We start from the raw sequence: 25,479 nt of genomic DNA on the forward strand, positions 1-25,479 counted from the left end.
ACCTTGAGTAGGCGGTGCGTGATCAATCCGAATGCCGGGCCAACCTTAAAATGCTGCCCCCGATGAACACGCTGATCATGTAGGTGGCACACAGAATGGCCGTCACCACTAGGAATTCGAAAAAAATGCCAAATACGAAAATGGCGGGTATCGCGCCGGCGAAGTAGCCGATCAACAGCGCCGTTCTGATCGGGAGCCATATGCTCAGCAAACAAATTGCGAAGAACATCGGAACGCCGACGAACGCGAGCAGAAAAACTCCATATATTACGATCTGTCCGGCTAAACCGATTTCCATCTTCCGCACTCATGTCCATTTCGATGAGGGCATCTTACATCTGCGAGGGGTAGCGTCTGTGTGTCGCCGCACGGCTTACGTGCTCTGCCTTGGGCGCAAAACGGTAAGCCTCGCCACGGAGAAAGCAGCGGCGCAACCCTATGCGGCTCGCCAACGTTGACCTGGCACCCCGGCCATCTGCGCCCCCAAAGCGGCCGGGTCACTTCAGGGCCCGCTTGGCGTCATGCCGGCGGGCCTTTGCTTGAATGGCAGCCGCAGGAGCATACTCTAGCCTCCGACTGAAGTTGCGGTTGACGCTAGGGCCGTACGTGAAAAGATCCATGTTCGAAGATTGGCCGTACTACGTAGCGGGTGCCGTGATTGGTGCCGTGATATTTGTGGTATTCGACCCCGACATACACACCGGTTCGGCAGGTGCTATGTGTTGTGCGATCGTGGCGTATCTCCGGAGGAAACGCCTCATCTGAGCACCCGCTTATGTTCTCTGTCCCGCCCGTGATCCCGATCGCGCTCGCCTTCATCCTGCTGTGGCTCGTGGCGAAGGCTGTCGGGCTGTTCTGAGTCCTCTCACATCCTCACCGTCGGCTGGAGATCCGCCACCCGTCAGGGCCACACGTGAGCTCAGCCCGCGCCCGTCCCGCGTCGGGTGCACTGCAGCGGCAGGCGAGCTTGCTCCACGGTCGTCCTAGCCCGCGCTTGGAGCATCGGCCAGGGTGTGCAGACGATTCAGCCGCAGACCGGACACCGCACCACGAGCCCGTCCAAGCTCGCAGCACCGAGTGGCAAGCCCGAGGCGGTTGTCGTGCGTGCCGACGCATTGACCCTAGCCCTTTCCGTCCTACTTCCCCTCGGGTTTCGCCGAGGTGCGATCCATGGCCGAGCCGGATGGAAGGTCAGAGGCCTACGCGCAAGCTCTCGAGCGGCATGCCGATCGCCGTGACCGCGCTGCTGAGGCGCTCTTCGATCTCGCAACTCGGTGGGATGCGAGCTTGAAGCGGATGACGCAAGAAACACTTTTCGCCTTGGCGCGTCGACATCAGGTTGGAGCGATGGAGTTGCGGGCCCGGGCTGGCGCACTGCGGAATGCGCCACCGCCGAGACGGTGGGGCAGCTCCGACTGATCATCAAGATTCATAACGACGCGCGGCCGCCCTGGCTGAATCCCGCGTAGGACCGTGGTTTCAACAGCCGGTGAAAGTCTCTGTTCAGCGACGTTCCGATACGTCACCTCCATGCTCGATCAGGCCCCTGCTCACGCCTCCGACGGACGTCCGTCGCTGAATGAGGCTCTCGCTCGCGCCGAGGCTGCCGCCGCAGCCCGGGCCCAGGTTGCGGCAGGGACAGGCCCTGCGCCCGCAGCGCCGACGTCTTCAGCCCGGCAAAAGGAGGATGCGGTACAAGGGCCCATGCTCTGGCGCCTCATGCTCCTGTACGCCGGCTCGGCCGCGCTCCTCGCCTACTCCCTAGAGCACATGCCCCGGTGAGCGTGCGCTGCGGCCCGCGCGTCCATACGGCTCAGGTCGATTGACGAAGCACCGTCCTGCCGGCTCCATGGCGGCGGAGGGCGGTGCATGATCGACATTCACGATCCGAAACAGGTGAGGGCGGCCATGCTCGCTGTTATCGCTGCGGTGCAGGACGCGGAGCAACGCGCCCGCGAGGCGCAGTCGCGCACGGCCGAGCTCGGCGAGTGCTCGCTGCAGCTGCTCGCGATCGTCGAGCAGCGCCTGCGGGATGCGAGCGACCGTGTCGAAGCAGCGGAGGCTCAGCTCGAGCAGGAGCGCCGGGAGCAGGACGAGCGCCTGCGGCAGGCGGAAGCCCGCGCTGCAGAGGCCGAGGAGCGCGCCGCGGCGGCCGAGGACCTACTCGATGATCTCCGGGCCATGCTGACACGCGCCGATCGAGCTGGCAGCCGGCGCAGCCCGGACGGTGTCGAGCACGCGCTTCACTGAGCCCCAGTTTGCCTCACTGTGCCCTGAGGTCTCATGTCGCCTGCCCCCCTCCTGCTCGTCGTCGCCGCTGCGTTCATTCACGCCACCTGGAACTTACTCTCCAAGCAGGCTGCCACTGCCGGGCCCGCCTTCGTCTTCGCCTACAATCTGGTTGCCTGCACGGCTTACGCGCCGTGGGTCGCTTGGCACCTGGCAGAGGGCACTCAGACGTGGAGTTGGCCCATCGCTGGCTGCATTCTCCTTAGCGGATTGATCCACCTCACCTACAGCCTGTGCCTCCAGCGCGGGTACCAGGTCGCAGATTTGTCGGTGGTCTACCCGGTCGCCCGCGGCACCGGCCCCATGCTGTCATCGTTGGGAGCTTTCCTGCTCTTGGGCGAGCCTCCCTCGCTCCACGGCCTTCTCGGCCTTGCCGCCGTGGTGGTCGGAATCGCCCTCATCGCGACGCGCGGCGACGTCACTGCGTTCCGGAGGCCGAGCGGGCAGGCCGGCGTGCGCTGGGGAGGGGCCACTGGGTCGCTGATTGCGAGCTACACGGTGGTGGACGGCTTCGGGGTTAAGTCGCTGGGCATCCAGCCCGTCATTCTCGACTGGTTCTGCAACGTCCTTCGTTTCTTCCTGCTCGCGCCTGTCGTCCTGCGCAACCTCGGCCGGGCCCGTGATCTGATGCGGGGGCACTGGCTTCGTGCGGTCGGCGTGGGCCTTCTGTCGCCACTGTCCTACATCTTGGTTCTGAGCGCGTTGGACATGGGCGCGCCGCTGAGTGTCGTCGCACCAGTGCGCGAGATGTCGATGATGATCGGAGCTGTGTTCGGCATCGTGTTTTTGCGTGAGACGGTAGGCGGATGGCGGCTTACCGGATGCCTTGTGCTCATCGGAGGCGTCGTGTTGCTCGGGGCAAGCTGAAAAGCCAGTTCACGTCCGCGCGGGACCATACCAATCGCGTAAGCGCCATGCGGATACAGGTGGAACGCACCCCGATTTGACCGGACAGGCGGCGTAGCTCGCTAAGGCATAGGCGTGAGCCTATGAGTAAGGCTATGTCGTCTGATCCGATCACCCCATCCCCGCGCGTCGAGATCATCACCTCGGTCCAACGCCGTCGCCGCTGGTCAACGGCCGAGAAGGTCCGCCTGGTCGAAGAGGCCATGCAGCCGGGCTCGTCGGTGTCCCTCATAGCCCGACGCTACGGCCTCTCGCCGAGCCTTCTGTTCACCTGGAAACGGCGCATGCTGGAGGGCGGTCGACAAGCCGTGCAGGCCGATGAGGACATGGTCGGCACAAGCCGGGTCCGCGAGCTCGAGAAGCGGGTGCGCGACCTGGAGCGGCTGCTCGGGCGCAAGACCATGGAAGTCGAGATCCTGAAAGAGGCGCTCGACCTCGCACGGGCAAAAAAACCCGCCTGGCAGCTGCCCTCCTGGAACACCGGCGAGGACGCTTCCCGATGAAGGCGGTCGCCGACACCCTGGGCGTCGCTCGCTCGAACCTCGCCGAGCGCTTCGCCAAGCCTCCTCGGCCGCGTGGTCCCTACCGCAAGCCGGAGGACCTGCCTCTCCTGGCGCTCATCCGCGAGATCGTCGATGCGCGGCCCACCTACGGCTATCGCCGGGTCACCGCGCTCGTGAACCGGAAGCTGCGTGGCGACGGCAAGCCGGTGGTCAACGCCAAGCGCGTGCTGCGGATCATGAGGATCAATGGCCTGACGCTCGCGCCTCACACCGCCCAACGCCAGGGCAGAACCCACGACGGGGTCGTCGTAGCGCTGCGCTCGAACGTGCGCTGGTGCTCTGATCACCTGGAACTCCACTGCCGCGATGGGGCGGTGGTGCGCGTCCTGTTTGCCATCGACGCCTGCGACCGCGAGGTGATCGCCTGGTCGGCCACGACGGGCGGGGTGTCGGGCGAGATGGTGCGCGACCTGATGGTGGCCTGCGTCGAGCGGCGGTTTGGGGCGACGCGCACCCCACACGCGGTCGAATGGCTGTCGGACAACGGCAGCGCCTACATCGCTCGCGAGACCGCCCAGATCGCTACGGCGCTCGGCCTGCATCTGGCCTTCACGCCCGTGCGCTCGCCGGAGAGCAACGGGATCTCGGAGGCGTTCGTGAAGACGCTCAAGCGCGACTACGCCCGCGTCACCCTCCTGCCGGATGCCGCAACGGTCCTGCACCTTCTCCCGGGCTGGTTCGAGGACTACAACACCGTCCACCCGCACTCAGGCCTGCGCATGCTCTCCCCGCGAGAGTTCATCGCCCAGAGTGCGTAAACCCACCCAGCCGCCTGTCCGGCTAAACGGGGTGCACTCCAACAGGCTGGCGCTTTTCCGAAAAGAGGAACGCGTCAAGTGTGTCTTGTCACATCGACCCACGACACAGTCGAGCAATCCTAAACTCCTGTTGCGAGGTGATCCAAACACACGGCACCGGCAAGGTTTGTCTTGGAGCTAACATTCTCGAGGTTCTGATGCGCTCGCTGAGATTCCTGCTCACTTTCGCGGTACTCGGCCCGGCTGCGCCAGCGGTGGCAGCGGCGACCCTATGCCAAAGGAACGAGATCCCGGTCGTCTCGTGCCTAACCCGGAGCGCCGGAAAAATTATGTCGCTGTGCGCCACGCGGAACCTATCCGAGACGGAAGGCTCGCTGACCTACAGATTTGGGAGGTTGGCGAGGATCGAGTTGGCTTATCCAGACGGACCTGGATCGGCGAAGAGCTTTTTCCGTGGAGGGATCATCGGGGCTGGCGGAGGCGACTTTGTGCGTTTCACAAATGGCAACCTCACCTACTCCATCGAGTACGCCGACGGCCCGCGTTCAGGTCAGTATGCGGGGGTTCTCGTCTACCGCGGGACGAAGCAAATTGCGGAGCTTCGTTGCCAGGGTAGCCCATTTGCGGCATTCGGTCCGGAAGGCTTCGGTCCAGTCTATCGCGCCAACCTGCCGCGGGACTCCTACAGTCTCGACTAGGAGGTAATGCACGGAGCGCCGTTGACCGCGTACGAGTGGTCGGGAACTTGACTCTCCTGTTCTCATTTTGTTCTCATCGGACCTGCACGCGAGAGGCAGCCATGAGAGAGCGCTTTCCCTTCGACCCTCCCCGCTTCACCGACGGCGAGATCGAATCCGTCGCGCGGCACCTCGTGCGCCGGCGGATCGAGCGTGCCGGATGGTACCCGCGGCTCGCGGAGCCCGACCGCAAGCGCCTGATCAGGCGCGACGTCGACCAGCACTGGACCGTGCTCATCCCCGAGGCGATGCGGTGCCTCGATGAGCTCCCGTTCTAAGCGGGAGCCGGACAGGCGCACCATCGACGAGCTCCGCGCCGCAGGGTTCGATGGCGTCGCAATCACGTGCCCGGGATGCGGATGGATCGTGTGCCGGGCCTGGTGGGTGCTGCGCGTGCGCCCGGCGCAGCTCGCCGAGCCCTGATTACACCGAACGAGGAAGCTTTGAGAGGGCTGTAAGATCGGCAGCGGTCCAAGCTTCGGCTGCGCATGCCACGCGAGACAGCGGCTGCGGCGACCCGTCAGGTTGCATTCGGCCGTTTGGGGAAATTGGGGCTTGCGTGCGCAGAGGTAAATTGCCTGTTCCTATCTCATTTATAATCCTCTGCACTTCCCCGTTCACTTCATCTCGCTACATATCTCACGCACGCAAGCCCCAATCTTCCCAGACGAGGCCGACTTCAAGCGTGGCCAATGTCGGGTAAGGCGGACACAGTGGCCTCAAGCACTGGACGACCTCCCAGCCACATTTGCGGCTATCGGATGATTGTGCATATTGTTACGCGTCCGAAACTAAAAGGAATGCTGGCGATGCCTCTGAAAAGCGGTCGTCTCACACCGCAAGAGCAAACGTTCGCGGCCGTCGTTGCGAGTACCGGAGACACAAACTACGCCGCAGCGAAGGCCGGCTACGCGCACCCTGCGCAAAACGCCCACAAGTTGATGCAGCGCACGGCCGTCGTCGATGCGATCGTGGAGGAGCAGCGCATCCGCCTCCAGAATGAGGCGCTCCCTGCGGCCGTCTCGTGTCTGATCTCTCTTGTGACGGATCAGCGAGCACCGGCCGGCGCCCGTGTACACGCCGCAAAGGTCATCCTCGATCGGACGCTAGGTGCGCAGGCCACAGATTCGCCGAAAGAGCCTTGGGAGATGTCCGGCGAGGAGCTCGCCCGGGCGATCAACGAGCTCGAGAAGCTCAAGCATGAGGCCGCGGTAAGATCGAAGCCAGTGCTCGATCTGCCGAAGGTTGACACACAACCAGGGATCTTTGACTAACGCGGCTCAGCCCTATCGCCAGGCGTCGGCGGTCGGCATCGTGAGATCGCTATGCGCTACCTTGCACTCGGATTTGCGCTTCTGACGCTCGGTGCGTGTCAGACCACCCAGGACCGGCAAGTAGGCCTTCAGGAGCGCCTTGATGCCTATGCCGGCTTCCCACTTGCCGTTTTCATCGACAGGACAGGCAAGGTGCCGTCGTCGTCTGTCGACGTGGGCGCCGAGAGGTATGTCACTTTTCAAGGTGCGACGGTGGTCCTCACTGCGGTCGGTTCTGGCTACACGCCGACGGTCTCAAGCGCGTTTACCTGCAAGGTGACGATGCGGACCGGTGCAGACAACAGGATCCTCTCGGCACGCCACGAGGGTCCCTGCGACGGGTTCTTATAGTGGGCCCTAGGGCGTCCGGCCTCTGCCCTGAAGGCGCCGCGTGAGCCAGATGCGCCGTGCAAGGGCTGCTGCCTCGGCCACTTGGTCGGCCTCGCTCTTCGGAGCGTCTTTAGCCTCGGCGGTACGCCGTGCCGCCTCAATGTAGGCCTCCAAATCGGCTTCGACGATCATCAGCGGCCGCCCTGGGATGTAAGGGAGCTTCCCCTCCAACCGGAGGCGTTTGACCTTGCTCGTCGAGCAGCGCAGCCGCTCCGCGACCTCCGGCTCTGTGAGTAGCACTGATTTCTTGTCCAAGACCGTCCTCACCACGGATGCTTTGCGCGACGCTAGGGGTGTGGGAGTGTGTATGTCAAAGTGTGGCCATCGTTGGCGTGAACACCTGACATGCACTGGAATGTGCTGACATACATCGCCATTCCGAGGGGTGGTCCCTCCTAATCTTTACCTGGCGAGGCCCGATCTCCATTCGACCGACATATTGGCGGACGAACCCCGCCGGTGATGTCTCAAGCCCCAAATTTCTCCGGCGAAAAAAGAGGAAAATCCCCAGGGACTTCACGGGCAAAGATTCTGCCGCGGGACAAGTTTTCGGCCAGCGATCAAGCTAAACCTTTTGAGGACCTTGAGGCACACCGCAGGGGAGATCGACGTCGGAGCGGCCCGACTATTTCGCCAGGGTTGCCCGCCTGGCGCTCCGGCGCCCACCCGCGGCATTAGGTCAGACGACGCCCGGGATGCTGGACGGGGCTAAGTCCAAGCGGCCCGGACGCCCGGTTAGGTAACAGGCATTAGCAGCCGGCCACGGTGACCCACCGCCGCACAAACGGAAAGGGCGCCCCACCGGGCGCCCTTCGTAATAAGCCGTGCTGGCGGTTAGGCCGTGAGCTCGCGAAGCACCGGTAATAAGCGGGACGCCTGGTCCCGCGTGAGCAGCGCCTCTACGATCACGAAGTCGGACTCGGCGGCGTCACCGATCACCTCGAAACGGGGACGGACCCCCTTCTCGGCAATCGGCTCGCGCCGGATGTCAGTGGTGGAGACCGGGCGGGGCTTGAACTTGATCACGTTGGACATGGGTCTATCGCTTTCATGAGAGCCGTTTTCTAGGCGGCTTTGGTTGGGTAGTCCGGGGCTAGAAAAACCGGCGATAGTCGGCCCCCACATGCCTTTGGGCTCTCGCCTTGGACATACGCATGGGGACCCCGGACCGGTGCCGAGAGCGCGCCCCCTAACCGGGAGAGGCGTTCGGCTATCGCATACGGGCTTTCTAGACCCGAACGGACGCTAATCTGTATCTCAACTGTATGTCAACTTGAAATATCGACCAACATTGGCGTGGGCGAGTTCGCGCCGTTGCGCGACCAGAGCCGGCCGGCGGCGAAGCGAAATTCGACTCTTGCGCCCCGGTTTGGGGCGCAATCCGGGTTCGAAGCGTTGCACAGCAACGGTTTTGCATAGTTCGAGTGTAACCATGCGCGTTCGAACGCCCGCCAGCGGTGGTCCGAAGGGTGGCCGGACCCCGGGGCCGCCCCCCGCACTACACTCCAATCGCTCCGGCGACGGCGTCGCCAAAGAGGTATACAAAATTGCTGTAGAGATATCGAAACGGACGATATGTCTGATTGATGCGAATGTGTTCGAATATGGAGCGTATTGCACCGCATTTTTGATAGCGCGTAGAACCGTTTTTCATTGCACTACGCTCGACATCTGGTACCTTGGGCTGGCGGCGCGTAGCCGCGATCGGCGCCTCTGCGCCGGCCCGATGGTGAGGCGATGGACCGATTAGACCCGACCCGCCCGTTTCTCGTCCGTCTGCCCCTGGAGGACGAGGAAGACGCCTACGTCGAGCTGGCGCGGCAGGCCGTCGCCGAGAGCGCGCGGCACGTGGGTTTCAACCCCGAGCGAGTGCGCGAGACCTTCCACCGGTACCTGGCCGAAGCCGACCCGACGATTCTCGTCGTCGAGCGCAAGCGAGAGCTGGTCGGCTTCCTCAACGCGACGATGAGCTCCTACACCTTCGCCGACGGGCTCTACACCACGCAGGAAGTTCTGTTCGTGCGGCCGGACTGCCGCGGCACCTGGGCGGCGACCGCGCTGCTGGAGGCCTTCGTCAGCTGGAGCGACAGCTTGGGGGCCGTCGAGATCACCGGCGGCAACGATAACGGCCTCCTGACGGAGCAGACCGCCCGACTCCTGGAGCGACACGGATTCCAGCGTGTCGGCGTGTTCATGCGACGCGTGAGGAAACAAGCTCATGGGTAAGAAGGGCGGAGGCGCCAACCGCGAGGCGCAGCAGGCGCGGGCCGACGAGCAGGAGCGCCAGGCACGCGTCCGGGCCGGCACGACGCGCGTCGACGACATCTTCAAGCAGAACTTCGGCGACGACTTCTTCAAGGGGCGACGCGAGGGCTATCTGGCGTTCGCAAATCCCCAGCTCGAGGATCAATACGGCAAGGCGCGCGAGGAGCTGGTCTACTCTCTCGACCGCTCCGGCCTCACCGACAGTTCGGTTCGAGCCCAGAAATTCGGGGATCTCCAGCAGACGTACGATCAGCGCCGGCGCGAGGTCGCGGATCAGGCGCTAGGTCATGAAACGCAAGCCCGTAACGCTATCGAGGGTGCCCGCTCCAACCTCATCACGTCCTTGAACGCCACGGGGGACGCCGAGGGCGCGGCCAACAGCGCGATCTCGCGGGCGTCGGCCTTGTCGCAGCCGACGCCCTACAGTCCCATCGGGCAGATGTTCGCGGAGTTCACCTCGACCTTGGGGCAGCAGGCGGCCGAGGAGCGAGCGCAGTACCTCAGCAACAACGCCTATCGCGCCCGCTTCGATACCGGGCTGTTCGCACCAAGACGCGATCCCGTCGTGAACAGGCCCTGAGGTTCGCCATGTCGGCCGGAACTCCCCCGCTCCTCATCCAGCGACGAGCAGCAATCCGATGAAAGCAAGCACCGCCCGCGTGGCTCCCGACGATCAAGTTCTCTTCCTGCTGCAGATGCTCGAGCAGGCTGCCCGCGGCGAGCACCTCGCGTGGGCGCTTGAGGGCGCCGCACGGGTGATTATGCGGCAGCACCGCGTGTCGGTGATCACAGTGTTGGACCGGGAGCGTATGCTCGACGTTCTGGACGCCGTCCATTTTCGGGCCCTGACCGATCTCCCTTCCCTCCTGCCGGCCATGCTCCTGAACGGCATGGCCGCCCTCCAGGAGCTTGTCGTCCTGTGGTCCGACCCGCCGCATGTCTCCGAGCGTCGCGACCGGGATCGCATACGGGATGTCGAGGGCATGGCTCGCATTCTTCGGAACACCTTGGACAGCATCGTCGCGGTGGAAGAGGCGCTCGAGCGCGCCGATGCGCGGGCGAAGCGAGCCGGCAACGTGGTGCACCTTGCCGCCTACAGGTCGATCAAGCCCCTCCCGATCCTCGAACCTGACACTGGAGCCTGACGCATGGCCGTGCGGCGGAACAGCTACTACAACGACCCGGGCATCGCCCAGGCCGTCTCCAGCATCGGGAAGATGTTCGGGCCGCCGGACGGCAGCGACATGCTGGCCTGGACGAAGGCGGCGCAGGTCCGTTCCGAGGCCGAGGCCCGCGCGGCGGCCTCCGGGCGGCTGCGGAGCACGAACGCGCGGCTGGCCGACTTCTTCGACCTCGGCGTCAACGACCCGACGGGGCAGTACACGAACGCCGACCTCTACGAGCGCGCGGGCCGGATCGCGCCCGGCGGCGACATCAGCGTGCTCGACCCCTTCGTCTACGCCACGGGCCAGAACGCCGGGAACACCTTTCAGGGCGTCCGCTTGAAGGAGGCGGGCGACACGCAGCGCACGCAGATGCAGCAGCAGGGCGAGACGACCCGCACGATGCTGGCGCCCGTGGGCGCCGGCGCGACGCGCTTCGTGCCGCCCTCCATCGCGTCGATGTTCGGCGTGCCCGAGACGCAGACGGGCGTCGTGAGCGTCAATCCGGGCGACCGCGCCACGCTGCCCGACGGCCGCGTGATCGAGGGCGCGCCCAAGCCGCGGTCGGAGGCCGAGGTCAAGGGCGCGATCCTGGAGCGCCAGAACCCGGCGACGCAGGACGCCATCGTCTTCGGCAACACGCCCGTCGAGACCGTCGTCACCCCGCAGGGGCCGACGATCCTGCCGCGGTCCCAGGCTGTCGGCCAGCAGCCCTATCGTCCGCTTACTCAGGAGGAGGTGCTTGGCGCCGTCATCCAGAGCATGCCGCAGAGCGCTCAGCGCGCCCGCGCCATGGGCTCCACGCCGACGACGAACATCCAGACGCCCGAGGGTCCGCGCGTCGCCTACAGCGCCGACGCCGTCGGCCAGGCGCCCGTGCTCGCGGACCGGAACGCCCAGCTCGCGAACTACGAGACGCCCGACGGGCGCACGGGCACGGCCGTCTACGACGCCGGGCGGGGCGGTTGGGTGGACAGCCAGAACAGGCAGATCCTACCGACGGGATCGAAGACCTACACCATGCAGGCGCAGGGCGGGCGTGAGGCACTCGGCCTTGGCAAGCCCACCACGGCCAACGCCACGGCGGCCAACAACCGGCTCGCCGAGATCACGCGCATGGAAGGTACGCTCGACCTCTACGAGGGCCTCTTGCGCGGCAATCCCGGCGCAATCGGCCTCCCGGGTCTCATCCGCGGCACGGCGCAGAACGCCGTGCAGGTTGTCGGCGACATGGCGCGCTCGTTCGGGAAGGACGCGCCGCAGATCCAAGAAGCGGCGGCGGAAATCCGCAAGGGACTCCAGGGCGTCGCGCCCGAACTCTTCGACCCCTCGATTCCGGAGGCGGCCTTCCTCCAGAGCACGATCGCCTACGGCATCGCGCGCACGGAGAACCCGTCGGGCGAGGTGAGCCGACAGGCCTACGAACGGGCGCTTGAGCGCGTGCAGGGCGGCTATCTCCAGAACACCGCCTCGTCGTTGGCCGCCGTCGGCGCGTCCCGCAAGGTGCTCGACCAGGAGCGCAAGGCCATCGGCGTGCTGTCGGGTGGCACCGTGGCGCTGCGGCCCGGCGTGCCGTCACCAACTGGCGAGGGGCCAGGCGCGCCGCGGCGCGTCAACTCCCTCGAAGAGGCGATGGCGCTTCCGCCCGGCACGCCGTTCGTGACGCCCGACGGGCGACAGAAGGTGAGGCCCTGATGTCGGACCCTTGGGCCATCTTCCCTGACGCGCCGAGCGCCGCACCGGCGGCCATCGACCCGTGGTCACAGTTCCCGGACGCGCCCGTGGCACCAACGCCCGCGGCACCCCCAGCCCCCGCCGCGCTCCCCGCGGGGCCGAGCACGGCCGATCAGTTCAAGGCGCTCGGCATCCCCGATCCGCGCCAGCCGATTCCGCAGGCGAAGCCCCGTTCGGGCCTCGACATGCTGATCGAAGGCCTCCAGGGCGCGGCCGGCATGGCGGCGCAGGGCGTGCGCGGGGCGTCAGAGGGCGCGATGAACCTCGCCGGCCTGCCCGTCGATCTCGTGAACGCCGCGCCGATGCTGCTCAATCTGATTCCAGGCGTGCAGCGATCCCCCAGTTTGAGCGATCTTGTCACGGGCGAACAACCGCGCGGTTTCGGCCCGATGAGCCGTAAGCCGTTTGCCGGATCCGAATGGCTCAAGGAGAACCTCCTCCCGGCCCCGCCGCCGGCGCCCGTCAACGCGGCCGAGCGCTTCACGAAGCGCATCGGCGAGGAGATCGGGGCGTCGGCCGTGCCGACTGCGGGGCTCCTGGCGGCGGGCGCCCGCGCCGGCGTCCAGGGCGCGCGGGAGATGGGGCCGCTCGCCCGCATGTTCGTCGAGCCGGCCGCCGTCGATCCCGGGCGCTTCCTGCAAAAGGAGGTCATGGCGTCGGGCCTGATGGGTGTGGGCGCCGCGACGGGCGGCGAGCTGACGCAGGGTCAGAGCAAGGGCGTACAGGGCGCGGCCGAGCTGGGCGGCGGGCTGGCCGCCCTTGGCGCCGGGGCGATGACGAGGGCCACGGTGCCGAAGGTGATCGAGGTTCTCAACGCGCTGCGCGGCAGCCCGAACTACACCGACCGCGTCGTGCGTGAGACCGTCGTCAACCGCCTGGGCGAGGCCGCCAACCTGCCCGGCGCCCGCATGGGCGAGACGGGCGACTTCAACACGGATCCGCTCGTCGAAGCCATCCAGCGCGGCTCGCGGGTTAACGACGCGGTGCCGGGCTACCAGGAGAGCCTCGCCGACCGCACGCAGAACCCCGGCCTCGCGGCCCTCGAATACGGCCGCCAGAGCGGCCCCAACTCGGGCATGTACACGCAGCGCGTCGGCGAGAACACGAACGCCATCGACGCCGCCATGGCGCGATCCGAGCCGCAAGGCAGCCCGGGGCAGCTTCGTGTTGCCCTGGAGGACCGCCGCGACAATCTGCTCGGCGAGGCGTCGGCCAACGTCGAGGCCGTGCAGCGGCGGTTCGACGAGGCGACCGCGCGCCTCAACACGGCGATGAACGCCGAGGGGCGCGGCGCCAACATCCGCGCCGCCTTGGAGGACGCCAAGGAGGCTGCCCGGGAGGTTGAGCGCGAGGCCTGGAGCGGCGTTGCGAACGCGGGCTCGGCCGATGTCACGCCGCTTGCCGAGCGCTTCCGCGCCATCACGGACGCCACGGGCGAGGCGTCGCAGCGCACGGCACTTCCTCGCGAGCTCACGAGTATCCCCGACGATCTTGTGCGCCGGGCCCAGCCCGACGAGACCGTGGCCGCCGCGCAGGGTCTCCAGGGGCCGCAGCCGGCCGTCTACCCCATCTCCCAGGTCACGGACCTCCGGAGCCGGTTGTCGACCGCGGCGCGCGAGGCGCGCACGGCTGGCGACGACAACAAGGCGCGCTTGATTGACCAGTACATCGAGGCCATCGACGGCCACCTTGAAGCCACGGTGCCCGAGAACCTGCGCCAAGCCTACGAGCAGGCCCGCGGCGTGTCGCGCGACCTCAACGACCGCTTCACCCGGCCGCAGACGGCCATCGCGCAATCGCTCGACCGCCAGCAGGGCATGTACCGCCAGCCGGACAGCGCCGTGCCGTCGAAGTTCGTCCAAGCCGACGAGGGCCGCATCGCCGATTTCGAGAGCCTCATGCGCGAGGCCGGCAACGACGATCGCGTGCGCTCGGCCGTGCGGGACCAGATCGTCTCCGACGTGCGCAGCCGCGGGCTGCTGGAACAACCGGATCAGCTCGACGCCTACCTGCGCCAATACGGGCGGGTGTTCGAACGCTTCCCGGACCTGCGGCAGGAGCTCGGGACGGCGGCCGGCGTCGGCCGGGCCGTGCGCGTGGCCGAGGACGCCGCGACGAGCCTCGTCCGGGACCTCGGGAGCGATAACGTGAGGGGCCGCGGGCCCGTTGGCCGCTACCTCGTCTTCGGCGACGAGAACGCCGAGCGGGCGATGCGCGGGGTGCTCAACGCCCCGAGGCCCGGCGAGGCCATCGACGAGCTGCTCAATTTCGCGGGCAACACGCCGGAGGCCGTGGAGGGCGCACGTCGGATCCTTTGGGAGATGATGCAGAAAAACGCTCGGCGCGGGGGCGAATCGACGAAAAGCGTGACGGGGCAGCAGCCCTGGATGCCGAACGCCCTCAAGAGCTTCCTCGACGATCCTCGCAACTCCGTTGTGCTGGCGCGCCTCTATCGTGACGATCCATCGCATCTGATGAACATCAGCAACATCGCCGAGGCGCTCCAGGGTGTCGAGGTGCGCACGCGGGCCAAGGCGCCGAACTCCAGCGGCACGGCGCAGGCCTCGAACGTGCTCACGCCCGAGACGCTCCAGAGCCGATTCTACGCCTACAAGCGCGGTCAGGTGAGCGGATCGTACCTCTTCACCTCCATCGCGGCAGTCGCCGGCCGCCGGGCCGTCACGCGGGCCCGCGAGGGGGCGATCAACCGCCTGCTCGACGAGGCGCTCCTCAACCCGGAGGCGGCCGCCGTCCTGCTCAAGGAGAACAACCCGGCCAACCGGGCGGCGCTGGCGCGGCGCGCCAAGACGTGGATGCCGAATCAGGTGTCGACGGTGCTCGACATGCTGGAGGACGAGGACCCGGTGAAGGACGCGATTTTCCGGCGTTGAACGTCCGCACGGAGGCCTGTGAGCCGGAGTAGCACGTCCTCGACGAGGACGGCGAGCTCGCCGGCGCCGTCACACGCGCTTGGTTCGACTACTGCCGTCACAAGGGCCTGATCCGACCCTATGCAGCGCGCGTCCACTCAGACAGTATAGCGCCAGCGATGATCGTATAGCGTGCATCGCGGCAATGTTCGCGGCGCCGCTCATCTGTGAGAGGTCGAGGACCCGTTCGGCTCATTGCTCGATCCCGCCTCGACGGCCACGGGTCGCGCATAGTTCGCAATCCCGTTCGGAGAGGAAGGTGCCGATGATCTCGGCCAAGCGCTCTCTGTCCCTCGTCTCGCACTCCCAGATCACGAGGACTGCCCAACCCATCGCGCGGAGCTTGCGCTCGTTGGCGGCATCGCGCACGACGTTGCGGGCGAACTTCTCCTCCCAGAACTCGCGGCGCGTGCTCGGCGTGCTGGCCTTCCTGCATCCTGAGTGTCGATGCCAGAAGCAGCCGTGGACGAAGATGACCGCTCTGGACCGCGGAAATACGAGGTCGGGCGTCCCAGGGAGGTCTCGGCGCTGCAATCGGAAACGCCGCCCGAGGGCGTGCGCAACGGAGCGCACCACCATCTCGGGCTTCGTGTCGCGCCCCCGGATCCTCGACATGAGCGCCGATCGTTCGGGCGTCGGAGGAGGCTCGCTCGTCAAGCGGCGTCGCGGGTGCGGCCGCTCTCGGCGGCATGGGTCCGGACGTGGGCAACGAGCGCTCGCCCGATTGCCTCGGCGATCCTGACCGGCACCGCATTCCCGATCAGGCGGCCGTGGACGCTGAAACGCGCCCGCTCGCCGGGAGGAATGAAACGGTAGTCCCGCGGGAAGGTCTGGAGGATCGCCGCCTCCCGCAAGGAGATGGCGCGATCCTGCTCCGGATGCCCGAACCGGCCGTTGCCGTATCCGAAGCACTGCGTCGTGATCGTGGGCGAGGGTTCGTCCCAGGCCATCCGGCCGTAGACGCTCGGGTAGGTCTCGCCGCTCTTCTCCCGGTGGCAGCGCGCTCGCAGGGAGGGATCCCAGTCCCTCCATGTGCCGCCCGGACGCGAGGCCCGGATGCGCCGGAGGTTGATCTCGCTCAGCCGACACGCGACGTGAAGGACGTCCTCCGGGTCCGCCTGACCGGCTTGCAGCACCGGGAGATGAGCTATGGCCTCACGAACGGTGACGGGGTGCGGCCCCGCATCGAAAGGGGCGACACCGACGGGGCCGAGGCGCGAGGCGACGAGTACGAGCCGCTTGCGGGTCTGCGGGATCCCGTGACGGACGCAGTCCTCGACTCGCCACGAGACGCTGTAGCCATCAAGGGCTGCCACGAACTCCCCGAAGACGGGGTGGTCCGCGAGCTGCGGCACGTTCTCCATGGAGATCAGGTCGGGCCGGACTTCGCGCGCCAGGCGGGCGAATTCGCCCACGAGCGCCCAGTTGTGGTCGGGCCGTTCGAGCCGCGAGCTCCGGCTATAGGTCGAGAAGGGCTGGCACGGGGCACAGCCGGCGAGCAGCCGTAGGGACCGCCCGTCGAACAGTGCTGCGACGTCGTCGCCCTTCAGATCCTTGACGTCGGCATGGATGAAGCGAGCGCGGTTGTTGGCTTCGTACGGGAAGCGACAGGTTCGATCCAGGTCGATGCCGGCGACCACCTCGATCCCGGCTCTCGCGAGACCGTGCGTCAGCCCGCCGACCCCGCAGAAGAGGTCGACGCATTGGATCCGCGGCGCCGTCACGCGGGCCCCGGCCGGCGCTCGGGCACGAGGAACTCATGAGCATCGATCCATACCGCGAAGGCGTCCACCATCTCGCCGAGGTAGAGCCCGATCCGGTCCCGCAGGTCGCGAAGGTCCCCCACGGTGGCGCCGTCCCCGCACTCGACGAACGAGATGCTGCCGTGGGCGAGCTGGTTGCGGAGGTCGGCCACGAACTTCATCGGGCCCTTGTCGTCACGCACCGCGCGCTTGATGCCCCTGTAGACGTCACGCGTGATCCGAAGCTCGAAGCCCATGCGCTTCACGATACTCTCGATCTGACCATCGTCCCAGCTGCCGCCGGACTTTTCCACGCTCAAGCGCGAGATCGGGAGGGCATCGACGAGCGCCTCCACCAACTCGACCGTCCGATGGAGGCGGTTCTCATGGTTCAGGTCCTCGTGCGTCCGGGCGATATACCGGACCCACTCGCGGCGGAGCGCGGCGGATAGGTCCCGAGGCAGCCACGCGCCACTTCGGCAGGCGTCGCAGACGGCGTCGATGCAGCCGCTGGCGGTCGACTCCACCAAGTTGTAGAGCTGAAGATAGACGCTCGAAAGGAGCATCTTCTGTTGGGTCGCCGTGATGGCCGGACCAGCCGCGCCGAGACGCGGTGGCCCTTCCCTCGCCGCGTCTTCTATAGCGTCGAGCAGAAGCAGGTAGTCGTCGATCTCGGCGAGCCGATCCTGGAAGGTGACCACGAACGTGTGCACGTCACGCCTCCAGAAGGCGCTTGCGGACGAAGTTGATGCGCCCCTTCAGGCGGGAAATCGCGTTGGCTCCATCTGATCCTACGATCTTCTTGAAGGCGTCATCTTCGAGCCACTGACGCACCCCCGCCGGATCGACCTCGAGATCCGGCCTCTCCTGGAGCGCGAGATAGCTGCCGACGGCGATCGCCTCGAACCTGGTCCGAGGCGTGTCGGTGCCGGCGGGCTGCCTTCGGAAGCCATAGGGGAACGTCCTCGCGACGAACGCCATCGTGCGTGCGAAGTCCTCCCGCAGAACCTGGGCCTGTGCAGGATCCTCGGTGAGGCGCGCATTCGCCTTCTTGGCATAGTTGTAGAGAAACTGAGCCACCCGGTCCCGGTAGCCCTCCAGGCCGTGGCCGTAGGCGAAGAAGCGGGTCACGAACTCCTCCCGCTCCCGGAGGTTCAGCTTGCGGGGCGGCACCGGCGCGAGGTCAACGAAGACGGAGTCCTTCGCGAGCTCGATCACGAGCTCGAGGAAGGGCCCAACTAGGGCGCCTCGACGCACTTCCGCCTTGTTCGCGATCAGGCTCCCGGTGTTGATGCGCTCAAACAGGTCGAAGCGTGCCTCCTCGTCGGCATGTTCGTTCAGGATAATGCCGCGGATCGAACGGTTCTTGATCTTGCGCTGGCGGGACTCGGGAAGGTCCCTGTACCGGAGGCCGCTCGCCATGGAGAGCTCGTCGAGATCCCCTAGGCGCAGATCGCCCTTGATGAAGTCGTGGATAGTCCGAAGCCTCTGCGAGCCGTCGACGATCTCGAGCCTGCCTGTGTCCGGGTGCTCCCAGAAGAACAGGAACGGGATCGGCAGCCCCATGAGGATCGACTCGAGGAAACGCGACTTGCGCTCCGGCTCCCAGGTGTCCTCGCGCTGGTAGCCGGGGATCTGGAAGTCGCCGTTGGCCATCTTGTCCGCCAGAAGCTCCACCGAGTAGTCGGTGACATAGAACTCGATGCGTTTCGTCTGTTCGACGATCTGCGCCTCGGCCAGGGCAACCTGCTCGGGGCTTATCGGCAGATCAATGGACAGCTGCTCTTCCGGGTCCAAGCTCTCTGGCACATCCGGCATGTTGGTCAGCTCCCCACGAACGTCGCCTCGGGTCTTTGCTCGAGCGATGAAGGTCTATCGCGCCGCCCACCGCCGCGCCACGGGCGAGCGTCGCGGCTTGAGAGGCGGGGCGACGGGCGCGAATCACCCCCACTCTTCCTCGCGACTCACGCGAGGATAGACGGGAGCAGGTTTCGCGCTCGTTTATGAACGGCTGGCGCTCCTCCAGCGTCCCCGTTTGCTCACCCCGTCACCTCACCCCGCGCCCCCTATAAGGTACCAGGGGGAAACCGGGTGAGATCACCGTGAAGCCGACACTCGTTGTGCCTTGCTGGCCGGCTCCCATGATGGGGAGGCATGGGGACCAGGAGATCCATGCCATGACCGATGTCTACGATCCGAGCGAGCTGCGCCAGTACCGGGCCCGCAAGCGTGCCCAGCGCCGATACCAAGCCGACTACCGCGAGCGCCTGAAGGTGGACGGGATCCCCGAGCGCGACGACGTCGCGGCCGCGGCCCTGCGGGTGGTGCTGCGTGCCCTCGACCGGAACCCCGCTGCCTGGGAGACGCTGCGGGTGGGACTCCTGAACGAGATCGCGCGTGCCGGCTTCACCCGGGCGCATGCCGCCGAGCGCCTCGATGCCATGGTGGCGCGCCAGGCTCGGCAGGAAGCGCGGGAGAGGGGGAGGAAGCGATAGCCCCGCCTCCGATCCTGGACCCTGCCGTAGCACGATTAGGTGGTTGCTCGAACGGTCTCGAACGATAAGCGGAAGAGGCCGGGGTGAATGACAGCTTGGATGATTTCGACATCCGGCCGGTCATGCAGCCAATCGAGCACGGCCGCGCGATCCTCACTGGTGATCCGAGCACCCAGGATTACGCCTGTGAGAAGCGCCTGGTCGTAGGGCTGTGCACCGGGGGTCCGGTTCACCGTCCGGTACTCCTGCTCGTAGCGCCAGAAGTCCGCCTTCGTGAGGAGGGCCTTCTCGAAGTACTCGACGCCGCCGTCGCGAGCCACGTTGAGCACCGGCCGCTCGGCCGAGTAGATGACCTGGTACGCATCCTTGAAGGGCGCTCCCTTGGTCGAGAAGCGCAGACAAATGCCCCGATGTTCGTCGGCATAGTGGGTCCACATCAACACCTGCTCGTACCCAGCCGAGAGCGAAACCACGCCCACGCGATCGACGGCAGCCGGCAAGACAGCGGTGGTGAGAAACTCACTTAGTGGCCGCTGCATCATCTGCTTGATCCGCCGGCGTCGCACCGCCCGCGGCTCATGCGCTCGGTGCTCGGCGTGAAGTCTCTTCAGATATCGTAGCTTCTCCTCGCCCTCGGGACCGGTGATCACGGGGAGGCAGTCGAAGGGATCGTTGAAGCTGCTCGGCTGAGCGTGCCAGAGCACGCCGTCGACGATGATCGCCCGAGTGAACTTGCGTGGGTTCTCAGCGGCTAGCGATCTGAACTTGTAGAGGTAGCGAGGTGGATCGTCCGGAGGATCGTCTGACATCGCGATGAAGCGTACCCCGGTCGGGCCACAGGAGTCGATCGAAGGAGGCGGTAGACAGGCGGGCTACCTGTGGTGCCCCACTGCAACGAATGCCTCCTTTCGCCCGAGGCATTCGATGTCTGCACTATCCAAAGCTGAAGTTGCAACCCATAGGGGTAGGCAGGTCAGGAAGGCGACATGCTGCGATTCATATTTCAGATAGCCATCGGCTTCGTCGAAGCTGCAACATACTGGCTGCTCTGCTCGCTGACGGTATTCGGCGCTTGGAAATGGATGGCCGACAGCGACGCCGCCATCCGTGCCATTCGCCCGCCCGCAATCCGGGAACTCGCCGAGCGATCGGGAGGAGTTGGCAATTTAGTACGCTCGATAATCGTCGATCCGGAGTTCGCGCAAGCGGCGCTGATCGGTGCTGGGCTGGTAATCGCCGTCGGTGTGGTGTACTTGCGCGCCATACTCGCAGTTACTGACGAGGAGATCCAAAATGACGGCACCCCCTCGACTAGCCACTGATAGAATGATGCTGCCGTTAGTACGGAAGGGCGGTAGATATTTGCGGGCTCGGATCGACGAGATGCCTGAATTCGCGCTTTCTAGGAAGACCTTCATGCTTGGCTTCGGCGTGTTCCATGTTTGCAGCGATTAGCGCGTAACTCGCTCGGTGGTCCTTTGACAGATGGCGGTACGCGTGTGACCGCTCGCCGGCCTCTTTCAGAAGGCTTGCCGTTGCTCACGCGGCCGGCGCGCGTTGAGCGCCCTCACACCGTGCTCAGCGGCTTCGCTCGCGCCCGCGTTCGGCCCCTCGGCCCGGCAGCGCGTCGTTGGTGGGGTGCCGCACGTCCGGCCTATGTCGGCCCAACCGACGCACCGGCCGCTGGGCCCGCGGTAGCCCGGGCCGCCGCGACAGCCGCAGCCGGAGCAGGCCTGCTCGGGTGTCAGCATGGTCGGTTGCGGAGCGGGCGCTGGCGTGGCCGTTGGCGCGTTGATAGAGGCCAGCAGGAGCGCAAGCGCGCCGATCGCAGCTCGGTTCACGGAGTGACCCCGGCGAGGGTCCTGGCTTCGGTTACGGCCTGCGTGAGCGTGTTCTCCCGCGCCTTGTCCAGGGTGATGACCGGGTCAGCCGCGAAGACGTTCCGCGCTGCCGTCTCGATCTCAGGGCGGCACAACTCGAGCATCGTCTTGACGAGTTCGTCTTGGGCCACGAGTTTTCCCTCCCGAAGCTTGCTGGCGCTTCGAAGGCAGTCCCGGACAGCGGTCTGACCCGTGCCGCTTGCGTTGGCGTTCGCAGGCTGCGTCGCTGGAGCCATTGAGCGTGGCTGAGTGGGCGTCGATGAGCTCGCGGCACGCGCCTGAACAGCGTTGGTCACCACATTCTCGCGGACGACGTCGCGCAGCCGATTTCTGAATTGCGCAAGATCGGCCGAGCCGCTCCCGCCATTCTCGACGGTGAACGCCTCGAGGGCTGCATCAAGCGCTTGGTCGACCTCGCGTCGGCATATCGTCATGGCCGCGGTCGCGAGCACGTTGGCGTTCTCGGAGGATGACACGAGATCCACGAGTTGCCTGGTGGTGCACTCGTACATGCGATCACGGAGAAGATTGCGCGCCTGCTCAGCTATCTGGAGCCGCTGCCGGCGCTCGGCCTCTGCGCGGGCGACCTGCGCCTGGCGCTCCGCCTCGAGACGCCCGGCTTCCGTCACGCGTCGATCGACGTCCGGCTTGATCCTAGCCAGCACCGCACGGGTCACATCTTGCAGATAGGGCCCGTCGAAGAACGCGCGCCCCGTGCCCCAGCCGTAGAGGCGATCATGTTCCGAGATCATGAAGCCGATCGGCCCGGTGCATCGAAGCATCGGGTCGCGGAGGATCTCGTGTAGCCTGTTCTGCTGAACGGCATCGACGGCCAGCGGCTCGCGCAGCGCTTCGCGAGCAATGCAGTCGGTTGCCGCTCTGATGCTAGGCAGGTGAGCCCGCCGGCGCTGCTGCTCTTCAGCCGACGTTTGGGCGAGCGCGGCCGACACGCTCATGGCCGCCAGCAGGGCGATGATCGAACGAATGAACATGGAAATTCCGTCGGAAGCGGACCGGATCCGGGTGGCGGGATACGGCAAAGCTTAACGGAAGGTTACCGATGGCCACAAGTACAACGTGGGATCATGGTGAAGCGGTGAGCCAGCCATTACCGCGCTTGTTGATGCCGGGCAGCTGTGCTCCCCAGGTGCTGCCCTCAACTAAGCTACGGAAGCTGTCGATAGCGCTAAGTGTCTGAGAAATATGGTGCTGCCGGAGAGGATTGAACTCTCGACCTCTCCCTTACCAAGGGAGTGCTCTACCACTGAGCTACGGCAGCGCGTCGCGTCGGACGGGGGGTGGATAGAGGATCGGGGCGGGCATTGCAACCCGCTCCGGACGGGAATTCACTCCGCCGCCTGCGCGAGCCGCTCGAGGGGCAGGCCGAGCGTGGTCCAGGTCTCGACGAGGGCCTCGGCAAGGGCCGCGACGTGGGCGTCGGTGTGCAGCGGCGTGGGCGTGATGCGGAGCCGTTCGGTGCCGCGCGGCACGGTGGGGAAATTGATAGGCTGGATGTAGATGCCGTGGCGGGCCAGCAGCCGATCGCTCGCCGCCTTGCAGGCCTCGGCGTCGCCCACCATCACGGGTACGATGTGGGTCGGCGTGTCGAGGAGCGGCAGGCCTGCGGCCGCGAGCGCCGCCTTGGTGCGCGCCACCTGGCGGGCCTGGCCGGCCCGCTCCGCGCCCGAGCGCTTGAGATGGCGAACCGAGGCCGCCGCCGCGGCGGCGATCGCCGGAGGCAGGGCGGTGGTGAAGATGAAGCCCGGCGCGAAGGAGCGCACGGCGTCGATGACGGCCTCCTTGCCAGCGATGTAGCCGCCGAGCACCCCGAACGCCTTGGCAAGCGTCCCCTCGATCACGTCGACCCGGTCCATGGCCGCCTCGCGCTCGGCGATGCCGCCGCCGCGCGGGCCGTACATGCCCACCGCGTGGACCTCGTCGAGATAGGTCATGGCGCCGTAGCGCTCGGCAAGGTCGCAGATGGCGTGGATCGGCGCCACGTCGCCGTCCATGGAATAGACGCTCTCGAACATGACGAGCTTCGGCCGGCCCTCGGGCGCGGCGGCGAGAAGCTCCTCCAGATGCGCCAGGTCGTTGTGGCGGAAGATCACCTTCTCGCAGCCCGACCCGCGCACCCCCTCGATCATGGAGTTGTGGTTGAGCTCGTCGGAGACGATGAGGCAGTTCGGGATGAGCCGGGCAAGCGTTGCGATCCCGGTCTGGTTCGAGACGTAGCCCGAGGTGAGGACGAGCGAGGCCTCCTTGCCGTGCAGGTCGGCGAGCTCGGCCTCCAGCTCCACGACGGGGTGGCTCGTCCCGGAAATGTTGCGGGTGCCGCCGGCACCCGTGCCCATGCGCTCGGCCGTGTGCGTCATCGCACCGATCACGTCGGGGTGCTGCCCCATGCCGAGATAGTCGTTGGAGCACCACACCACGATCTCGCGGGGGCCTGCCGGACCATGCCAGATCGCGGTCGGAAAGCGGCCAGCCACGCGTTCGAGATCGGCGAAGACGCGGTAGCGGCGCTCGGCCTGCAAGCGATCGAGGGCGGCTTGGAAGAAAGGCGTGTAGTCCATTGACCTCACCGGGGGATGAGTGCGACGGCTGGCGAGCCGGATGGCCCTGCATGACCGTGTCGGCGCCTTTGCGCCTCGATGCCGATCAAATAAGGTCTCCGAGGCCAACTTTTAATCAGTTGCCGCTCTTTCCGCCAATGCCGGAGGGCCGCGGCGACGATGCGTCGCGAGGACAGTGAGGCGATGAACGAGCGAGCCGACCGGCTGAAGGCCGCCCTCAGGGAGAACCTGAAGCGTCGCAAGGCGCAGGCCCGCGCCCGCACCGCGGAAACCAAACCGGACGATCGTGCCGACGCCGCCGAGCCCGCGGCGGATCCCGCCGCGACGCCGGAGCGTTGAGGCATCGCCATTCCCCTTCCAACGGCCCGCGCTCGACGGGCCGATCCCATAAACCAGAACCCTGAGGACCGACGATGGACCGCATTCTGATCCGGGGCGGCGCCCCGCTCGAGGGCACGATCCCGATCTCGGGCGCGAAGAACGCCGCGCTGCCCCTGATGACGGCGAGCCTGCTCACCGACGAGACGCTGGAGCTCGGCAACATGCCGCGCCTCGCCGATGTCGGGCTCCTCCTGCGCATCCTCGGCAATCACGGCGTCGACCACACGATCGCCGGCAAGCGGCCGGGCGAGACGGCGGAGACGGGCCAGACCATGCGGCTCTCCGCCCGCACGATCATCGACACCACGGCGCCCTACGAGCTCGTCTCGCGGATGCGGGCGAGCTTCTGGGTGATCGGGCCGCTCGTGGCGCGCCTAGGCGAGGCCCGCGTCTCGATGCCCGGCGGCTGCGCCATCGGCACCCGGCCCGTCGACCTCCTGCTCTTCGCGCTGGAGAAGCTCGGGGCCGAGATCGACGTCGATGCGGGCTACGTGATCGCACGGGCGCCCAAGGGCCTGCGCGGCGGCCATATCGATTTCCCGAAGGTGACCGTGAGCGGCACCCACACGGCGCTCATGGCGGCGACCCTGGCCAACGGCACCACGATCATCGACAACGCCGCCCGCGAGCCGGAGGTGATCGACCTCGCCGAGTGCCTCAACAAGATGGGCGCCCGGATCACGGGGGCGGGCGAGTCCCGCATCGTGATCGAGGGCGTGGCGCGCCTGCACGGCGCGAGCCACGAGGTGGTGCCCGACCGCATCGAGACCGGCACCTACGCCATGGCGGCCGCCATGACCGGGGGCGACGTGACGCTCACCGGCACCCGCCCGCAGCTCCTGGAATCGGCCCTCGACACCCTGCGCCAGACCGGCACGGAGGTGACGGGCGTGAACGGCGGCATCCGCGTGCGCCGCAATGGCCAGCCCCTTGAGGCGGTCGACGTGACGACGGACCCGTTCCCGGGCTTTCCCACGGACCTCCAGGCCCAGTTCATGGCCCTGATGACCCGGGCCAAGGGCACCTCGCGCATCCGCGAGACCATCTTCGAGAACCGGTTCATGCACGTGCAGGAGCTGGCGCGCCTGGGCGCCCGCATCGGCCTCCAGGGCGACACGGCGGTGGTGACGGGGGTCGATACGCTCAAAGGGGCGCCCGTGATGGCGACCGACCTGCGCGCCTCCGCCTCCCTCGTGATCGCGGGGCTGGTTGCCGAGGGCGAGACCACCATCAACCGCGTCTACCACCTCGACCGCGGCTTCGAGGCGCTGGAGTCGAAGCTCGGACGGTGCGGGGCGGCGGTGGAGCGGATCAGGGCATGAGGGAAGGGGGCCGCCGTTGAGCCCGCGTCGGAAGA

General features: G+C 66.6%; 25 protein-coding genes and 1 tRNA gene. 15 read left to right on the forward strand and 11 right to left on the reverse strand.

Translation table 11 applies throughout. The features are described 5' to 3' along the window. Positions 1 to 22: 22 nt before the first annotated feature. The gene (locus F0L46_RS18895; RefSeq protein WP_149820432.1) at positions 23 to 298 is read right to left on the reverse strand and encodes a hypothetical protein; all 276 of its coding nucleotides are present in this window, start codon (positions 296 to 298) and stop codon (positions 23 to 25) included. 1,571 nt (positions 299 to 1,869) lie between these two features. Between F0L46_RS18895 and F0L46_RS18900 the strand changes: the two genes are divergently transcribed. The 6 genes from F0L46_RS18900 (at position 1,870) to F0L46_RS18925 (ending at position 6,917) form a co-directional block, all read left to right on the forward strand. Continuing rightward, positions 1,870 to 2,250, forward strand: coding sequence for a hypothetical protein (locus F0L46_RS18900; protein ID WP_149820434.1), 381 nt, complete (start codon positions 1,870 to 1,872; stop codon positions 2,248 to 2,250). 33 nt (positions 2,251 to 2,283) lie between these two features. After that, positions 2,284 to 3,156: an EamA family transporter gene (locus tag F0L46_RS18905; RefSeq protein WP_149820436.1), complete on the forward strand. Its 873-nt coding sequence runs from the start codon at positions 2,284 to 2,286 to the stop codon at positions 3,154 to 3,156. A gap of 122 nt (positions 3,157 to 3,278) precedes the next feature. After that, positions 3,279 to 4,516 (forward strand): IS3 family transposase gene (locus tag F0L46_RS18910; RefSeq protein WP_149820438.1). Its coding sequence is split into 2 segments (ribosomal slippage): positions 3,279 to 3,639 and positions 3,639 to 4,516, totalling 1,239 coding nucleotides; the frame shifts between segments, so codons are not numbered across the junction. A 799-nt stretch (positions 4,517 to 5,315) separates the two neighbouring features. Then, positions 5,316 to 5,531, forward strand: a complete 216-nt coding sequence (locus tag F0L46_RS18915; protein WP_149820440.1) for a hypothetical protein — start codon at positions 5,316 to 5,318, stop codon at positions 5,529 to 5,531. Between the two features lie 531 nt (positions 5,532 to 6,062). Then, positions 6,063 to 6,527 (forward strand): hypothetical protein, encoded by a 465-nt coding sequence (locus F0L46_RS18920; protein ID WP_149820442.1) that lies wholly within the window; start codon positions 6,063 to 6,065, stop codon positions 6,525 to 6,527. Between the two features lie 51 nt (positions 6,528 to 6,578). Further along, on the forward strand, positions 6,579 to 6,917 hold the full coding sequence (locus F0L46_RS18925) for a hypothetical protein (RefSeq protein ID WP_149820444.1): 339 nt from the start codon (positions 6,579 to 6,581) through the stop codon (positions 6,915 to 6,917). Positions 6,918 to 6,923: 6 nt separating this feature from the next. On the opposite strand, the gene F0L46_RS18930 is transcribed toward F0L46_RS18925, so the two are convergent. Both F0L46_RS18930 and F0L46_RS18935 read right to left on the reverse strand, forming a co-directional pair. Next, positions 6,924 to 7,211: a helix-turn-helix domain-containing protein gene (locus F0L46_RS18930; protein ID WP_240540064.1), complete on the reverse strand. Its 288-nt coding sequence runs from the start codon at positions 7,209 to 7,211 to the stop codon at positions 6,924 to 6,926. 579 nt (positions 7,212 to 7,790) lie between these two features. Further along, positions 7,791 to 7,991 carry a hypothetical protein gene (locus F0L46_RS18935; protein ID WP_149820446.1) on the reverse strand — a complete coding sequence of 67 codons (201 nt, stop codon included), beginning with the start codon at positions 7,989 to 7,991 and terminating at the stop codon, positions 7,791 to 7,793. 702 nt (positions 7,992 to 8,693) lie between these two features. Between F0L46_RS18935 and F0L46_RS18940 the strand changes: the two genes are divergently transcribed. From F0L46_RS18940 to F0L46_RS18960, 5 genes are read left to right on the forward strand one after another with little or no spacing between them, the layout of a single operon-like run. Then, positions 8,694 to 9,182, forward strand: a complete 489-nt coding sequence (locus F0L46_RS18940) for a GNAT family N-acetyltransferase (RefSeq protein ID WP_149820448.1) — start codon at positions 8,694 to 8,696, stop codon at positions 9,180 to 9,182. Continuing rightward, a complete protein-coding gene (locus F0L46_RS18945) occupies positions 9,175 to 9,801 on the forward strand; it encodes a hypothetical protein (RefSeq protein WP_149820450.1) in 627 nt (208 codons plus the stop codon). The genes F0L46_RS18940 and F0L46_RS18945 overlap by 8 nt, the downstream gene beginning before the upstream one ends. 58 nt (positions 9,802 to 9,859) lie before the next feature. After that, entirely contained in the window at positions 9,860 to 10,366 is a 507-nt protein-coding gene (locus F0L46_RS18950; RefSeq protein ID WP_149820452.1) for a hypothetical protein, read from the forward strand. Positions 10,367 to 10,369: 3 nt separating this feature from the next. Beyond that, positions 10,370 to 12,079, forward strand: coding sequence for a hypothetical protein (locus F0L46_RS18955; RefSeq protein ID WP_149820454.1), 1,710 nt, complete (start codon positions 10,370 to 10,372; stop codon positions 12,077 to 12,079). Beyond that, the gene (locus F0L46_RS18960; protein WP_149820456.1) at positions 12,079 to 15,009 is read left to right on the forward strand and encodes a hypothetical protein; all 2,931 of its coding nucleotides are present in this window, start codon (positions 12,079 to 12,081) and stop codon (positions 15,007 to 15,009) included. The genes F0L46_RS18955 and F0L46_RS18960 overlap by 1 nt, the downstream gene beginning before the upstream one ends. Before the next feature lie 231 nt (positions 15,010 to 15,240). Here F0L46_RS18960 and F0L46_RS18965 read toward each other — a convergent pair whose 3' ends face one another. The 4 genes from F0L46_RS18965 to F0L46_RS18980 are packed head-to-tail and all read right to left on the reverse strand — an operon-like array spanning position 15,241 to position 18,587. Further along, positions 15,241 to 15,663, reverse strand: coding sequence for a very short patch repair endonuclease (locus tag F0L46_RS18965; RefSeq protein ID WP_149820458.1), 423 nt, complete (start codon positions 15,661 to 15,663; stop codon positions 15,241 to 15,243). A gap of 38 nt (positions 15,664 to 15,701) precedes the next feature. Then, positions 15,702 to 16,772: a DNA cytosine methyltransferase gene (locus F0L46_RS18970; protein WP_149820460.1), complete on the reverse strand. Its 1,071-nt coding sequence runs from the start codon at positions 16,770 to 16,772 to the stop codon at positions 15,702 to 15,704. After that, positions 16,769 to 17,503: an MAE_28990/MAE_18760 family HEPN-like nuclease gene (locus F0L46_RS18975; protein WP_149820462.1), complete on the reverse strand. Its 735-nt coding sequence runs from the start codon at positions 17,501 to 17,503 to the stop codon at positions 16,769 to 16,771. The genes F0L46_RS18970 and F0L46_RS18975 overlap by 4 nt, the downstream gene beginning before the upstream one ends. A gap of 1 nt (position 17,504) precedes the next feature. Continuing rightward, on the reverse strand, positions 17,505 to 18,587 hold the full coding sequence (locus F0L46_RS18980) for a GmrSD restriction endonuclease domain-containing protein (protein WP_210247663.1): 1,083 nt from the start codon (positions 18,585 to 18,587) through the stop codon (positions 17,505 to 17,507). A 380-nt stretch (positions 18,588 to 18,967) separates the two neighbouring features. On the opposite strand from F0L46_RS18980, the gene F0L46_RS18985 reads away from it, so the two are divergent. Continuing rightward, positions 18,968 to 19,285: a hypothetical protein gene (locus F0L46_RS18985; protein WP_149820466.1), complete on the forward strand. Its 318-nt coding sequence runs from the start codon at positions 18,968 to 18,970 to the stop codon at positions 19,283 to 19,285. 35 nt (positions 19,286 to 19,320) lie between these two features. On the opposite strand, the gene F0L46_RS18990 is transcribed toward F0L46_RS18985, so the two are convergent. Next, complete coding sequence (locus F0L46_RS18990) at positions 19,321 to 20,094, reverse strand: DUF2971 domain-containing protein (RefSeq protein ID WP_149820468.1); 774 nt, start codon at positions 20,092 to 20,094, stop codon at positions 19,321 to 19,323. A gap of 177 nt (positions 20,095 to 20,271) precedes the next feature. On the opposite strand from F0L46_RS18990, the gene F0L46_RS18995 reads away from it, so the two are divergent. Next, positions 20,272 to 20,607 carry a hypothetical protein gene (locus F0L46_RS18995; RefSeq protein ID WP_149820470.1) on the forward strand — a complete coding sequence of 112 codons (336 nt, stop codon included), beginning with the start codon at positions 20,272 to 20,274 and terminating at the stop codon, positions 20,605 to 20,607. Positions 20,608 to 21,122: 515 nt separating this feature from the next. Here F0L46_RS18995 and F0L46_RS19005 read toward each other — a convergent pair. The 3 genes from F0L46_RS19005 to hemA form a co-directional block, all read right to left on the reverse strand. Next, on the reverse strand, positions 21,123 to 22,157 hold the full coding sequence (locus tag F0L46_RS19005) for a hypothetical protein (RefSeq protein WP_149820474.1): 1,035 nt from the start codon (positions 22,155 to 22,157) through the stop codon (positions 21,123 to 21,125). A 212-nt stretch (positions 22,158 to 22,369) separates the two neighbouring features. Further along, positions 22,370 to 22,444, reverse strand: a tRNA-Thr gene (locus F0L46_RS19010). 67 nt (positions 22,445 to 22,511) lie between these two features. Next, on the reverse strand, positions 22,512 to 23,741 hold the full coding sequence (gene hemA / locus F0L46_RS19015; RefSeq protein WP_149820476.1) for a 5-aminolevulinate synthase: 1,230 nt from the start codon (positions 23,739 to 23,741) through the stop codon (positions 22,512 to 22,514). Between the two features lie 159 nt (positions 23,742 to 23,900). Between hemA and F0L46_RS19020 the strand changes: the two genes are divergently transcribed. Then, a complete protein-coding gene (locus tag F0L46_RS19020; protein ID WP_149820478.1) occupies positions 23,901 to 24,080 on the forward strand; it encodes a hypothetical protein in 180 nt (59 codons plus the stop codon). Positions 24,081 to 24,154: 74 nt separating this feature from the next. Further along, a complete protein-coding gene (gene murA / locus F0L46_RS19025) occupies positions 24,155 to 25,444 on the forward strand; it encodes a UDP-N-acetylglucosamine 1-carboxyvinyltransferase (RefSeq protein ID WP_149820479.1) in 1,290 nt (429 codons plus the stop codon). Positions 25,445 to 25,479: the final 35 nt, after the last annotated feature.

Origin of the sequence: Salinarimonas soli (assembly GCF_008386575.1) — a bacterium.
In the GTDB taxonomy this organism is placed as follows: Bacteria; Pseudomonadota; Alphaproteobacteria; order Rhizobiales; family Beijerinckiaceae; genus Salinarimonas_A; species Salinarimonas_A soli.

Excerpts from the sequence above, each read along its gene's own strand:
- F0L46_RS18905 (WP_149820436.1), top strand. The coding sequence starts at position 2,284 with ATGTCGCCTGCCCCCCTCCTGCTCGTCGTCGCCGCTGCGTTCATTCAC.
- F0L46_RS18915 (WP_149820440.1), top strand. The coding sequence starts at position 5,316 with ATGAGAGAGCGCTTTCCCTTCGACCCTCCCCGCTTCACCGACGGCGAG.
- F0L46_RS18955 (WP_149820454.1), top strand. The coding sequence starts at position 10,370 with ATGGCCGTGCGGCGGAACAGCTACTACAACGACCCGGGCATCGCCCAG.
- murA (WP_149820479.1), top strand. The coding sequence starts at position 24,155 with ATGGACCGCATTCTGATCCGGGGCGGCGCCCCGCTCGAGGGCACGATC.
- F0L46_RS18965 (WP_149820458.1), bottom strand. The coding sequence starts at position 15,663 with ATGTCGAGGATCCGGGGGCGCGACACGAAGCCCGAGATGGTGGTGCGC.
- F0L46_RS18950 (WP_149820452.1), top strand. The coding sequence starts at position 9,860 with ATGAAAGCAAGCACCGCCCGCGTGGCTCCCGACGATCAAGTTCTCTTC.
- F0L46_RS18925 (WP_149820444.1), top strand. The coding sequence starts at position 6,579 with ATGCGCTACCTTGCACTCGGATTTGCGCTTCTGACGCTCGGTGCGTGT.
- hemA (WP_149820476.1), bottom strand. The coding sequence starts at position 23,741 with ATGGACTACACGCCTTTCTTCCAAGCCGCCCTCGATCGCTTGCAGGCC.
- F0L46_RS19020 (WP_149820478.1), top strand. The coding sequence starts at position 23,901 with ATGCGTCGCGAGGACAGTGAGGCGATGAACGAGCGAGCCGACCGGCTG.
- F0L46_RS18995 (WP_149820470.1), top strand. The coding sequence starts at position 20,272 with ATGCTGCGATTCATATTTCAGATAGCCATCGGCTTCGTCGAAGCTGCA.
- F0L46_RS18920 (WP_149820442.1), top strand. The coding sequence starts at position 6,063 with ATGCCTCTGAAAAGCGGTCGTCTCACACCGCAAGAGCAAACGTTCGCG.
- F0L46_RS18960 (WP_149820456.1), top strand. The coding sequence starts at position 12,079 with ATGTCGGACCCTTGGGCCATCTTCCCTGACGCGCCGAGCGCCGCACCG.
- F0L46_RS18985 (WP_149820466.1), top strand. The coding sequence starts at position 18,968 with ATGACCGATGTCTACGATCCGAGCGAGCTGCGCCAGTACCGGGCCCGC.
- F0L46_RS18895 (WP_149820432.1), bottom strand. The coding sequence starts at position 298 with ATGGAAATCGGTTTAGCCGGACAGATCGTAATATATGGAGTTTTTCTG.
- F0L46_RS18935 (WP_149820446.1), bottom strand. The coding sequence starts at position 7,991 with ATGTCCAACGTGATCAAGTTCAAGCCCCGCCCGGTCTCCACCACTGAC.
- F0L46_RS18945 (WP_149820450.1), top strand. The coding sequence starts at position 9,175 with ATGGGTAAGAAGGGCGGAGGCGCCAACCGCGAGGCGCAGCAGGCGCGG.
- F0L46_RS18900 (WP_149820434.1), top strand. The coding sequence starts at position 1,870 with ATGATCGACATTCACGATCCGAAACAGGTGAGGGCGGCCATGCTCGCT.
- F0L46_RS18990 (WP_149820468.1), bottom strand. The coding sequence starts at position 20,094 with ATGTCAGACGATCCTCCGGACGATCCACCTCGCTACCTCTACAAGTTC.
- F0L46_RS18940 (WP_149820448.1), top strand. The coding sequence starts at position 8,694 with ATGGACCGATTAGACCCGACCCGCCCGTTTCTCGTCCGTCTGCCCCTG.
- F0L46_RS19005 (WP_149820474.1), bottom strand. The coding sequence starts at position 22,157 with ATGTTCATTCGTTCGATCATCGCCCTGCTGGCGGCCATGAGCGTGTCG.